The sequence below is a fragment of the Liquorilactobacillus mali KCTC 3596 = DSM 20444 genome (assembly GCF_000260415.1).
Classification (GTDB): domain Bacteria; phylum Bacillota; class Bacilli; order Lactobacillales; family Lactobacillaceae; genus Liquorilactobacillus; species Liquorilactobacillus mali.
The window spans coordinates 1-15067 of sequence record NZ_BACP01000033.1 but is presented as its reverse complement, the minus strand read 5'-3'; the positions used below and the strand labels follow the sequence as shown (position 1 = coordinate 15067).

Below are 15067 nucleotides of genomic sequence, written 5' to 3'. Positions count from 1 at the left end.
TGTTTGACACCAAAAAAAGAAGACTATTTAAAAATCATTTTTGAATTGGGTGGGACCCAGAAAAAGGTCTCAAACAAGCAGATTTCATTAAGCCTGAGTGTTGCGGCTGGGTCTGTCACTGAAATGGTGGCAAAATTAGTTAAAGATGGCTTGGCTGTACACACACCTTACGCAGGAATTTCTTTAACTAAAGAGGGTATTAAAGTTGCAGAAGGATTAGTCCGAAGACATCGCTTATGGGAGACATTTTTGGTGTCTGCATTAGGCTACAAATTACAGGATGTTCATACTGATGCTGAAGTACTTGAGCATATTGCCAGTGAGAACTTAATGGAACATTTAGATGCTTTCTTAAATCATCCGACACATTGTCCTCATGGCGGGGTGATTCCAAACAAAAATGGTGATTATAAAGAAGATGGCCACAACGTTTTGGCTGAAGCAAAAGATGGGGAAGTAGTGAAAATCGAACGCTTCATTGATAATCATGATTTATTGACTTACTTAGATGACATTGAGCTGCAAATTGGTGATGAGCTAAAAATAATAGGACATTCTCCTTTTGAAGGGCCAATTAAGATTATGATTACAGAAACAGGCCAAGAAATGAGTGTTAGTTTTAAAGCGGCACACTATATTTTTGTAAAATAGTGATACGGCACTATCTTTTTTTAGATGACATGATATACTAAGGATGTATTTTTGTATAGGTTACCGTGGTTAGAATGTTTCAAATAACTTTCCCCATTTGTGCCGATCAAGAATTACAACTATTATTAGATAGTGCCTGATAGGCACAAGGAGGAGTTTATTCATGGAACAAGGTACAGTAAAGTGGTTTAATGCAGACAAAGGTTTTGGTTTTATTACTCGCGAAGACGGTAGCGATGTATTCGTTCATTTTTCAGCTATCCAAGGCGACGGTTTCAAAACTTTAGATGAAGGCCAACATGTTACTTTCGATGTTGAAGAAAGCGACCGCGGACCACAAGCAGTTAACGTTACAAAAGACTAATTTAAAGTCGAAAAGCAACCGGAGTGAGACAGCTGTCTCGCTTCGGTTTTTTTTGTTAGGAGAGAGATGAAAAGTTTAAAATTAAGATGGCTGCTAATAGGGAACTTGATCTCAAGTACTGGAACAAGTTTCATTTGGCCGCTCACAACTGTATATATGCACGACTATCTGGGAAAATCCTTAGCACTTGCGGGGATGGTTTTATTTATAGAGTCACTAATTATGATTGGTGGAAGCTATATTGGCGGGTACATATATGACCAAGGCCATGGTCGCCTTTGGATGCTATTTTCAATTATGGTTTCGATTGTTGCATTGCTGTTATTGGTTTTTTTCAATAAATGGCCGGCATATCCAATACTATTGATTGTTAATGGTTTCGCCGGAGCAATTGCAAACACGATTATTAATGCTTTAGCTGCTTCTATTAAGAATCATGAAGCAAGTTATGTGTTCAACATGATGTATTTTATGGCAAATATTGGGGTTGTCTTAGGAACATTGATCGTGGGTTTCGTCGTCAAATTAAACATTAGATATATTTTCGTCGTAACACTTTTATTGTACATAGCTTTTTTTGTAATTGCTCTGACAAAATATGTGTTTGAAAATACCAGGATTGAGAAGGGCGAGAACCCAGCTAAAGGAAAAGTGTCTCAAAAAACAGCAACTAGGAGTATTCTTATTATCAGCGGAATATTACTAACGTATTTAATGATTCAGATGGGATATGCACAGTGGCAGTCAAACCTGTCTGTTTACATGCAATCACTAGGAATTGGATTAAATAAATATAGTTATTTATGGACAGTTAATGGGGTAATTGTGGTAATTGGACAGCCGATTATCAGTTTTCTTGATAAAAAATATAGAATAAATGATTTCAAAAAAGTATATTTAGGCTATGTAATGTTTGTGGCTGCTTTTGCATCTTTGATTTTTGCGAAAGATTATTTACATTTTATGATTTCAATGATAATAGTAACATTTGGTGAGGTAATTGCATTCCCAGTTATCCCAGCAATTGTCGCAAAGCTGAGTAGTAATTCTGAAAGAGGAAAATATCAAGGATTTGTCAGTATTGCGGCTTCAATTGGTCATGCAGTCGGGCCCTTATTAGGCGGTGTGATAGTTGAAATGTTTTCATACGAATTATTGTTTGAAACAATAGTTTTTTTGGTGTTGGTATTTACAATCATCAGTCTAATAATTACTTATTTTAATTTAAAAAAATAATTGCAATTTTTATAATTGTATTAGATAATTCTCCCAAAAAGGTTGTGAAGTTTGTGACTAAAAACGATCTTATTATTGAAACAATTTTAATGGCAGGAAAGATCATGATTGAAAATGGTGCAGATATGGCTAGGGTCGATGATACGCTAACACGAATTGCACGTAATGCAGGAATTGATAATCCTAAAATTTTTGAAACAACCACTGGAATTTTAATGTCAATTCCAGAGCAAGCCGCTGCGCAGGTCGAACCTATCCAAAAGAGGACGATTGATTTAGAGAAAGTTTCCCTCGTTAATCAGAATTCGAGAGCTTTTCAGGACGGACAAATTTCGTTGAACGAATTTCGCAACAACTTGGTAAAACTAAATATCTCAACACCTTTTTTTTCTTTTTGGTTACAGCTGATAGCCGCTGTGATTGTGAGTGTAACTCTGATGATAATGTATGGCGGATCTTGGCATGATATAATTGCGACGGCCTTTGCAGGGGGAGTTGGATACAGCTGTTATTATTTAATTAATAACCGACTTAAAATCAGGTTTGTTAGTGAATTTTTGGCGTCTTTTCTCATAGGAGTTATAGCTGTTTTATTTGTGCGACTACAGTTAGGGGCACAGATTGGAATGATTACTATTGGTGGTGTAATGCCACTGGTACCTGGAGTACCAATCACTAATGCAGTTCGTGATGTATTTGCTGGGCATTTTCTTAGTGGAATGGCCCGTGCGATGGAGGCGCTTTTGAGTGCCTGTGCAATCGGCATGGGGATTGCTTTTGTTTTCCGCTTCTTATGAGGAGAGTACGATATGATGATAATACAGATAATTTGCAGTTACTTAGCAACAATTGGTTTTGGCATTATTGTTAATATTCCACATAGAGCACTTAATTCTTGTGGTTGGGTAGGTGTATTAGGCTGGGTGACCTATCTGGTGATTAAGATGGCTAACGGGGGTACAATGCTGGCTAATGCGGTAGCTGCTTTAGCGATAGGGCTTAGTTCAATCTTTATGGCTCGCAAATTAAAGATGCCAATGATTTTGTTCAATATTCCAAGCCTTGTTCCGCTGGTCCCTGGGGGACAGGCATACAAGGCTGTGCGCAATTTTGCCGTTGGAAATGACTTGGCAGCAATTAGTAATTTGGTACAAGTTGCAATGATAGCCGGCGCTATTGCTATGGGATTTTTCATTTCAGAATTGGCAGCCAGAACATACTTTAGAATTACTGTAAAACATTAAATATCAATTTACAGGGGGGTTGGATCAAAAGGTATATTTTGACCCAGCCCCCTATTTGTCTTGTATACACGTGTTCCATAAGTTGAAACTTTCAGTCTAACCGCGGATTACCCGTAACAAAGTATATACTTATGTTCGTAATTTCGTATTAGTATTCAAAGCTTACCAACTTATGTCACACTCCCTTTTTTATTTGGAAAAGGAAGTTCACGATATTAACAAATTTAATGGAATCTTTTGTCGGGAAATATTCTAAAATTATTCACAACTTCCAATTAACATTAATGAAGTGCAGAAGGACAATCTCTAAAACAACTAGGTAAGGCATAAAACAAAAATGGAGGAAGTTACCAAAAAAAGTTGTGTCATGGCACTTTAAACATGGAGGCGAAAGAATGAATTTTATCAAAAGAGCTTTTCTCAACATTAAAGAGAAAAAAGGCAGATCGATATTACTTCTCTTAGTGATGTCAGCAATATTATTATTTGTACTATCTGGAATCATTATTCAAAACGCGGCAAAGAGCGCAATCGCAACAGCTAAAGAAAGTTCAAATGCCACGGTTACATTGACCGCTAACAGAGAACAAGCCTTTAAGAAAACTAGAAAGAGTAAGTCTAAGCCGACAACTTTGAGTTTACCAAGCGTCAGCATTGCTACAGCTAAAAAGATAGCTAAGTCTAGTTATGTTAAAAGCTATAATGTCACAAATAGCACAACTGTAAATGCAAAATCATTTACTGCAATAACGACATCTACATCTTCAAGCAATCAAGGACCATCAATGGGTGGAAGCAGTAAGTCGCAAAGCTCTAGTCAAGGTGACATTACACTTTCTGGAGTTTCAAGTACTTCTACTATTCTATCAAGCAGCAGTGCCAAGTTGGTTTCTGGACGTGGATTAACAGCCAGCGATGCTGATACTAATAATGTTGTCATTGAAAAGGAATTGGCAAAGGACAATAGCTTAAAAGTTGGCTCAACGATTAAAGTTAAAGATACGAACGATAAGGTTCGTACTTTGAAGATTGTTGGGATATATAAAGCGTCTAATACTGCAAGCACAGGCGGAATGGGACAATCTGATCCAGGCAACACAATCTACACGTCGGCGCAATACGTCAATAAAGTTGAGGGAACAACTGGTAAAGCAGAATCAGTAACGTTTACAATGAATAATCCTGCAAAGGCAAGTACATTCATTAAACAAGCTAAGAAATTGATTAGCACAAGTAAGTTCTCATTGACGACTGATGACAGCACTTATCAATCGTTGTTGACACCGCTGAACAATGTTAAATCATTTGCCAATAAGATTGTATGGCTAGTAAGTATTGCTGGAACAATTATCCTTGCATTGATTGTTATTTTAATGATTCGGGAAAGAAGATACGAAATTGGAGTTTTGCTTTCAATGGGTGAGAAAAGATGGAAGGTTATTTCCCAATTCTTTACAGAAATGTTTGTCGTCTTAATATTCTCGACAATTATTGCAGTAATTGGTGGAGGATTTGTTGGAAACTACATGTCTAAGGAACTCGTCTCACAATCTACAACTTCTACGACAAGCACGATGACCGTTAGTAGTGGTCAAGGCCAAGGTGGCGCACCAACCCAAGGCGGAATGCCAAGTGGTGGAGGTGCTACACAACAAAGTCAGAGTGTCGGAAATCAACAGAGCAGCTTATCTAACTTAGAAGTATCAGTCGATATGATGTCAATAATTGAATTGTTTGGTTTCGGATTGATAATTATCCTGATTGCCATTTTAGCAGGAACCGTTAATGTTTTACGATTAGAACCGAAGAAAATTTTGATATTATAGGAGGCAGAATATGATTACAACAAAAAATCTGACATATTGGTATGACAATGCTGATGAAAAGCTCTTTGAAGATATTAATTTACAGTTTGATGCTGGAAAGCTGTATGCGATAATCGGAAAGAGCGGTTCTGGTAAAACGACGTTCTTGTCATTGATTGCTGGACTTGACACTCCCAAAAGCGGTACAGTTGAATTTGAAGGCGAAGAACTTAAGAAGATTGGTTTGATGAACTATCGAAAAAAATGTGTCTCGATGGTATTTCAATCATACAATCTATTAACATACATGTCTGCGCTTGATAATTTATTGTGTGCAATGGCAATTACTGGTGCCAAGCATACAGGTGATAAAAGGTATGCTTTGTCCTTACTTGATAAGATTGGCATTGATGAAGATAATGCAAAAAGAAAGGTAACGAAATTATCTGGTGGGCAGCAGCAAAGAGTGGCAATTGCACGTACGATGTGTTGTGATTCAAGATTCGTAGTGGCTGATGAACCAACGGGTAATCTTGATGAAAGCAGTACAAATGACGTACTTGAGTTGTTTAAACAAATTGCACATGAACAAAATAAATGTGTGGTAATCGTAACTCATGAATTTGATGTTGCTCAAAAGTGTGATTCGATCATTGAACTTCGCCAAAAGAAATTCGAACAGGTTTAGAGTTAGAGTACAGGATTAAAAATAAAGTGTGATATAAGGTGATAAAACTTGAGTACTAGTTTAAACTAAACGGATAATTGTGAGTCATGGGACACGCTTATATGAAATAAATAAAGGGACTGGATCAAAATTTGGCTTTTGATTCGGTCCCTTTTATATACAGCAGTATGTTATTTTTCAGTCGTATTTATGCTACTTGAATTTAGTAAAGTATTACCAGTTGTTGCAGTTTCAAGATTAAGTGAAGAACGAATCAAGTTTGTAATTCGTTGTTTTTCAGTTTCTGGAACTGCTTCAAAGGATATGCCTGATACCAAATCAGCCTCGCCTTGCAAGTGATCTGAAGTCATATTACGTGTCGCAACGCGATATTTAAGTGCCAGCATTATCATGTCGTTAAATGTAATATCTGTTTTCAGCTGTTTCTGAATTTCTTTGAAGAAACGCTCTTTCAAGAGAGATTTTAATTTTGTCCCATTCTGAGCAACTTTTGTTAGGACCTGGCGCTGTCTTTGTTGCCGACCATAATCTCCTAATGGATCAGAATGACGCATTCTAACGTATGCAAGAGCTGCACTGCCATTCATATGCGTTTTTTTATTTTTAACGAATGAATGTCCATCATATGAAAAAGTCAAGAGAGGCTTGACAGTAATGCCGCCAACAGCGTTGACCATGTTTTCAAGCCCACCCATGTTAATTGTTGCATAAAAGTCAATTGGGATATTTAAATAATTTTGAACGGTTTTGATTGCGGTACCAGATCCGCCATAATCATACGCTGAATTTAACTTACTGGGATAATATTGTTTATATCCAGTTACTGCAACAAGGGCATCGCGTGGAAGGCTAACAATTGTCATTTTCTTTTTTTGCGGATTTAATGTTAGGACAATCATGGTGTCAGTCCGACCCTTGAAACTTCGGCCGACAGCCCCGGTATCTGTTCCCATCAGTAGAATGGAAATAGGTTTACCTTCTTTTAATAAATTTTGAGTATTGCGAGCTTTTGTTATCTTGCTTGAACTGTATATTTTGGTCGTCATTTCTTGGGCATCTTTATAGAGATGACCTAGGTACAGAAAGAAAATTCCAAGTAGCACAACGAAGACAAATAGAAATGCCGTGAAATATTTGTGTTTCAGTGGTTTAATAACTTTTTTTTCCTTTTGTTTAATTCTGAGCGCTTTAATTCTGGCTCTTTGACCACAATATTTCATCTCCTCTGATGAATTAACAGTTATAATTTTAACAGAGAATAATAGTTATGACCAATTAAAAAAATAATAAGAAAGTAGCTTATATTGATACAAATACGAAACAGTTGCAAATAGGTATGTGCTGAGATCAAGTTAAAAACAACTTTTTGATTGGAAAGCATGTGTAAATGATGTATGTTTGGTAAGATTTGGTATGAAGGTAATACTTTTGTTAATATTTAAAAATATAAGAAATAAAAACTGTAGTAAAATTAAAAATGGTGAAACAATTGAATTGATTGATGTGTATACCAAAGAAGGGACAAGGTGGTTTAATTAATGAAATGTCAAAGTTGCGGATACAGTATTGAGGAAAATGAACATTATTGCAATCATTGTGGAACAAAACAGGCAATTTTTGAAGCCGGCTTTGAAGCAAAAAAATGTAAATTTTGTAAAAAAGATATACCAGTTAATGCGAATTATTGTGTATATTGTGGGAAAGATCAAGCTTTTATTGATGTAAAAAACTTTTCAGAAAAAGCAGCAGAAGAAGAAATACAGCCGAATCCGGATGAGACAAAGGAGAAAAAATTATTACAGAATGAAAATGAAAAACCTGGAATTTTTGTTTCTACGAAATTAATGATTAAAGATATGTTTGTATTGCAAAAAAGAATGGGAAGAGCTGACTTTTGGTGGTCAATTGCGGGCATATTTGCACTGTCGTTGATATTTGGTTTGGCGTTGGGGGAAGTACTTGTAATTGTGAATGAAATTAATCCTGCCGTTGTAGATTTGACAGAACGAATCGCAATAAGCCTGTGGATGACTTTGATTTATATTTCAATTACAACTGCTCAAATAAGGCGCCTTCATGACTGCAGTTTACCAGGAATTTTGATACTTATGAAATTTTTGTTTGGGTTTGGAGACTTTTTGTTACTGTTACTATTAATTTTACCCCAATCAAAGCGTGATATGAGTTATACTTTCAATAAGAAGCAGTAGATAAACTATATCCAGTATCGGAGAATTAGTGATGATCAGTGGAAATAAAATACTATTAAGACATGTTCAACTTGGTGATGTTGATGATTTATATGAGTACAGCTCTCAAAAAGAGGTCGCTCAAGCAGCTGGCTTTATTCAAAGCGATAATTATTCGGCAGCTAAGGATTTCTACGCTGAGCTTGATAATGACCTAGCTTGGGTAATAATTCTGAAAACTGGTAAAGTTATTGGAAATGTTTGTTTATATGAACAGGGACTTGATTTTGCGAAACAAACTGAAAAACGAGTGGCGATAGGGTATGCTCTCAATAATAAGTATTGGAATAAGGGTTATATGTCTGAAGCTTTGATATTACTGGTTGAATGGATAAAGAATAACAAAATGGGGATAGATGTAATTGAGGCGTACGTCACTAACCGAAATATTGCATCACAGCGTGTGCTGGAAAAGGTAGGATTTTCAGTCTCTTCAATCATTGATGTTCCATATTTTGATATACAACTAATGAATAATAAAGTAATAGCTTATGAAAAAATATTAAGAAAAGGAGAAGTTGAATATGCAGTTAACCAAGGGCTTTGAGCAGGCAGCATGTATTATTGCACTTTTAGCAACTCAAAAAAGAGATATACCACTGTCATCGCAGATGATTCACGAAAGGATAAAGGGTTCGCAAACTTATTTGCAAAAAATAATGCGTAAATTAGTAGTTGCAGGTTTAATAACATCCGTTTCTGGCAATAGTGGTGGATTTTCTTTGGCAAAGGATCCAAAAGAGATAACTTTGCTCCAAATTGTGAATGCGACTGAGGGAAACATAAAAACATATCCTGAATTAGGCTTTCTTGACTTGGTTTTTAAGGACTTCTTGCCAATATCACATGAGGCGACACATGTGATTGATGAAATTTTTCAAGAAGCAGATAAACGATGGTGTGAATATTTAAGTGAAAAAACGGTTTACGATATAATCATAGAGACTTTTGATAATCGACAATTTAAGCTTGTCGATTGGAATGATCCTGATGTGACAAAGAATCAAGAACTGGGGGATCTGTTGAAGGATATTAAATATTGAGATAAAAGGGTAGAGTAGTGTGCGGCTTTTTTCAAAGTTACATTTTTAACAAAGCATATTTTTTTAAGCTATATAATTCCATAAGTACAAGTAATTGCTTACATAAATAATAATTATTTTATTCACAAGAAAAAAACAAACTAGTATTTAACTGCCCCTAATGCTATCATAATTCTTGAATTTACAAGCATCATTTACTAGTGATGTAGACAAGTCAATATGATTTGATTGAGAAGGAGTTTTACTACAATGGAAGACAAGGAAAAATATTATGGTGCCGATGCATTAATTGACAGTCTTACAAATCATGATGTTGAATATGTATTTGGTATCCCTGGTGCAAAAATTGACCGTGTGTTTGAAAGACTTGAACATCCAACTAATTCAAGAGCACCAAAACTAATTTTAACTCGTCATGAGCAAAATGCCGCATTTATGGCTGCAGGTATTGGCCGTATTACTGGTAAACCAGGTGTCGTATTGACGACTTCAGGGCCTGGCGCAAGTAACCTTGCAACTGGTCTTGTTACTGCAACAGCTGAAGGAGATCCTGTTTTGGCTATTTCAGGACAGGTTCAAAGAACTGATTTACTTCGCTTAACACATCAAAGTATGGACAATGCAGCTTTGTTTGCACCAATTACAAAATATAGTGCTGAAGTGCAAGATCCTGACAATATTTCTGAAGTTGTTGCTAATGCTTATCGTGAAGCAGAGGCAGGAAAACAGGGAGCAGGATTCGTTTCTGTACCTCAAGATGTTGTTGACTCTGAAGTGAATACAAAGGTAATCAAACCGTTGATTGCACCCAAGTTAGGACCAGCGAGTCCAGTTGAGTCTACATTGCTTGCACAAAGGATCAAGGCGGCTCAAATGCCTGTTTTGCTTGTTGGGATGCGTGCGTCGTCTCCAGAGGCAACAAAGGCAATTCGAGCATTGATTGCAGAGACGCACTTGCCAGTTGTTGAAACATTCCAAGGAGCAGGAATAATTCCTCGTGATATGGAGAATGATTTCTTTGGTCGCGTTGGGTTATTCCGCAACCAGCCAGGTGATCGTTTACTTAAAAAGAGTGATTTAGTTGTTGCAATTGGTTACGATCCAATTGAATATGAACCGAGAAACTGGAATGCTACTGGGGATGCAAACATTGTAGTTATTGATACAATCGAATCTCAAATAGATAAGAATTTCCAGCCTGAACGTGAGTTGATTGGTAATATTGAGCAGACATTAGATTTCTTGTTACCGTACATGAAAGGTTATAAGGTTCCTGAAACATCACGCAAATACTTGGCAGATTTGCATGTTAAGCTTGAAGAACGCGATGAAGCTCCAGCAATTAAAAATGATCAAATTTTAAATCATCCATTAAGTGTCATCCGTGAGATGCAAAGGCATATAACCGATGATATGACAGTAACTGTTGATGTAGGTAGTTTCTATATTTGGATGGCGCGTCACTTTAGAAGTTATGCTCCTCGTCATTTATTATTCAGTAACGGTATGCAGACGCTAGGTGTTGCTTTGCCATGGGCAATTGCAGCAGCTTTAGTTCGACCAAATACGCAAATTGTTTCAGTTTCTGGTGATGGTGGTTTCTTATTTTCCAGTCAAGACTTGGAAACGGCTGTCCGTCTTAACTTAAATATTGTGCACATTATTTGGAACGATGGTAATTTCGATATGGTTAAATTCCAAGAAGAGCTTAAGTATGGGCAAGATGCCGGTGTAAAATTTGGTCCGGTCGATTTTGCCAAGTATGCTGAGAGCTTTGGTGCTACCGGGATGAAAGTTACAAGGGCAAGTGAACTCAAAGCAGTTCTAGATAAGGCGTTTGCAACAAAGGGCCCAGTTGTAGTCGATATTCCAGTTGACTACAGCTTTAATCACGAATTAGGTACACAAATTTTAGAGGATCAAATTCATTAATTATTAGTTTAGAAAGGGCAACACTTATTTTTAATAGGTGTTGTCTTTTATTTGGGACGGCGTATAATTGAGTCATATCGAAAAGAGGTTGCAAATGATATCAGTAACTGCAGTGAGATGGTGAAGCATTGATGAGCTGCAGTGAAAGGAGATTTTGCCGAAATGATTAGTTGCTTTAACAGCTAGTTGTTGGGATTCAGCTTAAGAGGTTGGGAACTGTCGTGCAGATTTGTGCGGAGAGCTATCGAGTATGACTTTTTATTGACACTTATGAATTATAAAAGTCTTGCTGCTGTTAGCGGTAAGACTTTTTTATTTATGTTGTATTTATGTTTAAAAAGCTAGTTGACTGGAGCACATGCTTGGTTGCCTCTTGAAAATTTAGGAGGAAGAATGGAAGCAAAAAAAGTTACGAGAAAAGTTAGTCGTACGCTGAAGACAAGACATTTGTCGATGATTGCCCTTGGTGGAAGTATTGGAACTGGTCTGTTTGTTGCAAGTGGTTCTGCAATTAGTACCGCAGGACCTGGTGGGGCTTTAGCAGCCTACATAGGTATAGGCGTGATGGTCTATTTTTTGATGACAAGCCTAGGTGAGATGGCAACATACTTGCCGGTCACAGGGTCATTTGCAACATATTCCAGTAGATTTGTCGACCCTGCATTTGGCTTTGCAATGGGATGGAATTATTGGTTCAATTGGGCAATCACTCTGGCGGTTGATGTCAGTACAGTTGCCTTAGTGATGAAATTTTGGTTTCCCCATATTCCTACATGGATATTCAGTATGGTTGCTTTGTTAATTATATTTGCCATTAATGCTTTTTCAGTTTTGTCATTTGGAGAGGCTGAGTATTGGATGTCACTGATTAAGGTAGTTACAGTTATTATTTTCTTAGTAGTTGGTTTTTTGACGATAATTGGCATTATGGGCGGTCATGCTGTAGGACTTGAAAATTTTGTCTATCATAAAGCACCATTTGTTGGAGGAATCCCAACCTTATTAAGTGTCTTTGTAGTAGCAGGTTTTTCATTTCAAGGAACAGAACTAATTGGGATTACGGCCGGTGAATCTGCTACACCTGAAAAGAGTATCCCTAAGGCGATTAAACAAGTATTTTGGAGAATTCTATTATTCTATATTCTTTCTATTTTTGTAATTGCTTGTTTGATACCATATACAAGTTCTAACTTATTAGGCTCAAGTGCAAGTGATATTACGATTAGTCCATTTACACTTGTTTTTAAGCGGGCAGGATTAGCTTCTGCTGCAAGCGTAATGAATGCGGTAATCCTTACTTCAGTGATTTCTGCTGCAAATTCGGGTATGTACGCTTCTACAAGGATGCTTTTTTCATTAGCACATCATGGTAATGCCCCACGGATATTTAATAAATTAAATACACGAGGAGTTCCCTTCTATGCATTGTTGGGAACAACTGCAGTTGGATTGCTGACCTTTTTTGCAAGTGTGTATGGTACTAGAATATATTCGTTTTTGCTAAGTGCAAGCGGGCTAACGGGATTTATCGCTTGGCTTGGGATTGCGATCTCACATTATCGTTTTAGAAAAGCTTTTAAGGTGCAAGGTATGTCATTGGATAATTTGAGATATCGTGCAAAGTGGTTTCCGTTTGGACCCTTACTTTCTTTCGTTTTGTGTGTCCTGGTGATAATCGGGCAGGATTTAAAGTCATTCGCTAACTGGGATTGGCAAGCAATCGGTGTTAGTTATATGAGTATTCCGTTATTTTTGATTCTATTTTTCTATTATAAGATCAAGTATCACACAAAAATGATTCCGCTACAGGAAGTTGATTTGACGCCACATGATATTGCAAGTAAAAAAGTTGAATAATAGTTGCAATTCTATTGAAAAACCATTACTATTATTTACAGATAATATATCAGAATATCAGAAAACATTTGAGTACGCCTATAAGTAGACTTTCAGAGACATGATGGTTGGTGAGAATCATGAAGTCGAAATTCCAGCGTTCGTTATGTGGGCAGGTAATGCTGCACGGGAAACCGTTATTTTAGTTGAGTGCGATTTTATTGAAATCGAACTTGGGTGGTACCGCGAATGAAGTCTTTTCGTCCCAATTATGGGATGAGAAGGCTTTTTTATTTAAAAATTGGAGGAGAGCACAAATGTTAGATATCAAGATGATTCGTCTTAATGAAGATGAAGTCAAAACAAGACTGGCAACACGCAATGTTAAACCTGAAACAATTGATGACTTGCTTGAACAAGATAAGATCCGCCGTGGATTGGTCGTTAAGACAGAAACACTGAAACAAAAAAGAAATGAAGTATCACAGGCAATTGCTCAGGCAAAGAGAAATAAGGAAGATGCAGGGGTAGCTATTGCTGAAATGAAAGAGGTCGGTAATGAGATAAAACAACTTGATGAGCAGCTTAATGTGGTGAATGACAAAGTTCTTGATATGGCAGCGAGACTACCCAATTTACCAAACCCGACGATTCCTGTTGGACCAGATGAAGCAGCAAATGTAGAAATTAAAGTTGTTGGAACTCCTCGTAAGTTTGATTTTGAACCAAAGGCGCATTGGAATATAGGAGAGAACCTTGGAATTTTAGATTTTGAACGTGGGGCGAAAGTTTCGGGTAGTCGTTTCTTATACTACAAGGGATGGGGTGCCAGGCTAGAACGCGCTATTTACAACTTTATGCTGGATGAGCATGCGAAGGAAGGCTATACAGAAGTATTACCACCTTATATGGTGAATGGCGCTTCAATGTTTGGCACAGGGCAATTTCCTAAATTCAAAGAAGATGTTTTCCAGATTGAAGGACAGGATTTAACTTTAATTCCTACTGCCGAAGTACCTTTGACAAATTATTATCGTGATGAAGTTATTCCAGATGAAGATTTACCAGTATATTTTACTGCACTATCACCATCCTTCAGATCAGAAGCCGGTAGTGCTGGCCGGGATACGAGAGGACTGATAAGACTGCATCAATTTAACAAAGTTGAAATGGTTAAGTATTGTAAACCGGAGAACTCCTATGATGAATTAGAGAAAATGACTCTAAATGCTGGTAATATTCTTGATAAGTTGGGACTTCCATATCATGTAATTACACTTTCGACTGGTGATATGGGCTTTTCAGCAGCCATGACTCATGATGTTGAAGTTTGGATGCCTTCACAGCATGTATATCGTGAAATTTCAAGCTGTTCTAATTGTGAAGACTTTCAGGCACGAAGGGCACATATTCAGTATCGTGATGAAGATGGGAAGCTGAAATTTGTGCATACCTTGAATGGCTCGGGACTTGCTGTTGGGAGGACAGTGGCGGCAATCATAGAGAATTGCCAAAATGAGGATGGCACAGTTACTGTACCAGAAGTGCTTCGCCCATATATGAATGGACTAGAGGTTATTAAGTAGACATAATTTGAAATTTGTTGTCCAAACTAAACTAGTATAGAGTGTGACTTAGGCTAGTAAAATTTGAGATTAGGCAGAACACCTTTACTTATGGAACATATCTATCTAAATAAAACAGTGGAGTTAGGTCAAAAGCTATCTTTTGGCCTGACTCCTTTTTGATGTGGAGGGTTTTACCGATGATAGAAGATTCAGGTCATTTGGTAATATAAAGTGTTGAGAATAAAAATAAAAAAAGTTGTTGACGCAATATAAAATAGTTGGTATGATATTCATTGTTGTCAAGGAGATTGCTTGTCTTTTTATCCTTGATAAGGATGTACATAGTGAGGTTATTTTAATAAATTATTAATTTTGAAGTTCAATTTAAGTTAAAAACATGTTGACATTTTAATGAATAATGTGTATAATAATTTCTTGTGTCATGTCTAAA

14 protein-coding genes and 1 riboswitch are annotated in these 15067 nt (G+C 36.9%); of the genes, 13 read left to right on the top strand and 1 reads right to left on the bottom strand.

Features of this window, described 5'->3' with window-relative positions:
- Nucleotides 1–3 precede the first annotated feature (3 nt).
- From GSM_RS05625 to GSM_RS05595, 7 genes are all read left to right on the top strand, one after another.
- The gene (locus tag GSM_RS05625; RefSeq protein WP_003689195.1) at nucleotides 4–651 is read left to right on the top strand and encodes a metal-dependent transcriptional regulator; all 648 of its coding nucleotides are present in this window, start codon (nucleotides 4–6) and stop codon (nucleotides 649–651) included.
- Between the two features lie 163 nt (nucleotides 652–814).
- Nucleotides 815–1015, top strand: a complete 201-nt coding sequence (locus GSM_RS05620) for a cold-shock protein (RefSeq protein WP_003689193.1) — start codon at nucleotides 815–817, stop codon at nucleotides 1013–1015.
- Between the two features lie 66 nt (nucleotides 1016–1081).
- The gene (locus GSM_RS05615) at nucleotides 1082–2251 is read left to right on the top strand and encodes an MDR family MFS transporter (protein WP_003689191.1); all 1170 of its coding nucleotides are present in this window, start codon (nucleotides 1082–1084) and stop codon (nucleotides 2249–2251) included.
- Between the two features lie 89 nt (nucleotides 2252–2340).
- Nucleotides 2341–3048, top strand: coding sequence for a threonine/serine exporter family protein (locus GSM_RS05610; protein WP_050901462.1), 708 nt, complete (start codon nucleotides 2341–2343; stop codon nucleotides 3046–3048).
- A gap of 12 nt (nucleotides 3049–3060) precedes the next feature.
- Complete coding sequence (locus GSM_RS05605; RefSeq protein WP_003689189.1) at nucleotides 3061–3495, top strand: threonine/serine exporter family protein; 435 nt, start codon at nucleotides 3061–3063, stop codon at nucleotides 3493–3495.
- 395 nt (nucleotides 3496–3890) lie between these two features.
- On the top strand, nucleotides 3891–5321 hold the full coding sequence (locus GSM_RS05600; RefSeq protein ID WP_003689186.1) for an ABC transporter permease: 1431 nt from the start codon (nucleotides 3891–3893) through the stop codon (nucleotides 5319–5321).
- Nucleotides 5322–5331: 10 nt separating this feature from the next.
- Nucleotides 5332–5988 (top strand): ABC transporter ATP-binding protein, encoded by a 657-nt coding sequence (locus tag GSM_RS05595; protein ID WP_003689184.1) that lies wholly within the window; start codon nucleotides 5332–5334, stop codon nucleotides 5986–5988.
- Nucleotides 5989–6158: 170 nt separating this feature from the next.
- Here GSM_RS05595 and GSM_RS14025 read toward each other — a convergent pair whose 3' ends face one another.
- Complete coding sequence (locus GSM_RS14025; protein ID WP_152134788.1) at nucleotides 6159–7034, bottom strand: LCP family protein; 876 nt, start codon at nucleotides 7032–7034, stop codon at nucleotides 6159–6161.
- Between the two features lie 492 nt (nucleotides 7035–7526).
- On the opposite strand from GSM_RS14025, the gene GSM_RS05580 reads away from it, so the two are divergent.
- From GSM_RS05580 to serS, 6 genes are all read left to right on the top strand, one after another.
- Entirely contained in the window at nucleotides 7527–8198 is a 672-nt protein-coding gene (locus tag GSM_RS05580) for a zinc-ribbon domain-containing protein (protein ID WP_010077886.1), read from the top strand.
- Between the two features lie 31 nt (nucleotides 8199–8229).
- Complete coding sequence (locus GSM_RS05575; RefSeq protein ID WP_003689178.1) at nucleotides 8230–8784, top strand: GNAT family N-acetyltransferase; 555 nt, start codon at nucleotides 8230–8232, stop codon at nucleotides 8782–8784.
- Nucleotides 8762–9280, top strand: a complete 519-nt coding sequence (locus GSM_RS05570; RefSeq protein ID WP_003689176.1) for an Rrf2 family transcriptional regulator — start codon at nucleotides 8762–8764, stop codon at nucleotides 9278–9280. Before GSM_RS05575 ends, GSM_RS05570 begins: the two co-directional genes overlap by 23 nt.
- 249 nt (nucleotides 9281–9529) lie before the next feature.
- Nucleotides 9530–11212 (top strand): acetolactate synthase AlsS, encoded by a 1683-nt coding sequence (gene alsS, locus GSM_RS05565; protein WP_003689173.1) that lies wholly within the window; start codon nucleotides 9530–9532, stop codon nucleotides 11210–11212.
- Nucleotides 11213–11286: 74 nt separating this feature from the next.
- A riboswitch (Lysine riboswitch) is annotated at nucleotides 11287–11464 on the top strand.
- Nucleotides 11465–11605: 141 nt separating this feature from the next.
- Entirely contained in the window at nucleotides 11606–13069 is a 1464-nt protein-coding gene (locus GSM_RS05560; RefSeq protein WP_003689172.1) for an amino acid permease, read from the top strand.
- Nucleotides 13070–13365: 296 nt separating this feature from the next.
- Nucleotides 13366–14634 carry a serine--tRNA ligase gene (serS, locus tag GSM_RS05550; protein ID WP_010077885.1) on the top strand — a complete coding sequence of 423 codons (1269 nt, stop codon included), beginning with the start codon at nucleotides 13366–13368 and terminating at the stop codon, nucleotides 14632–14634.
- Nucleotides 14635–15067: the final 433 nt, after the last annotated feature.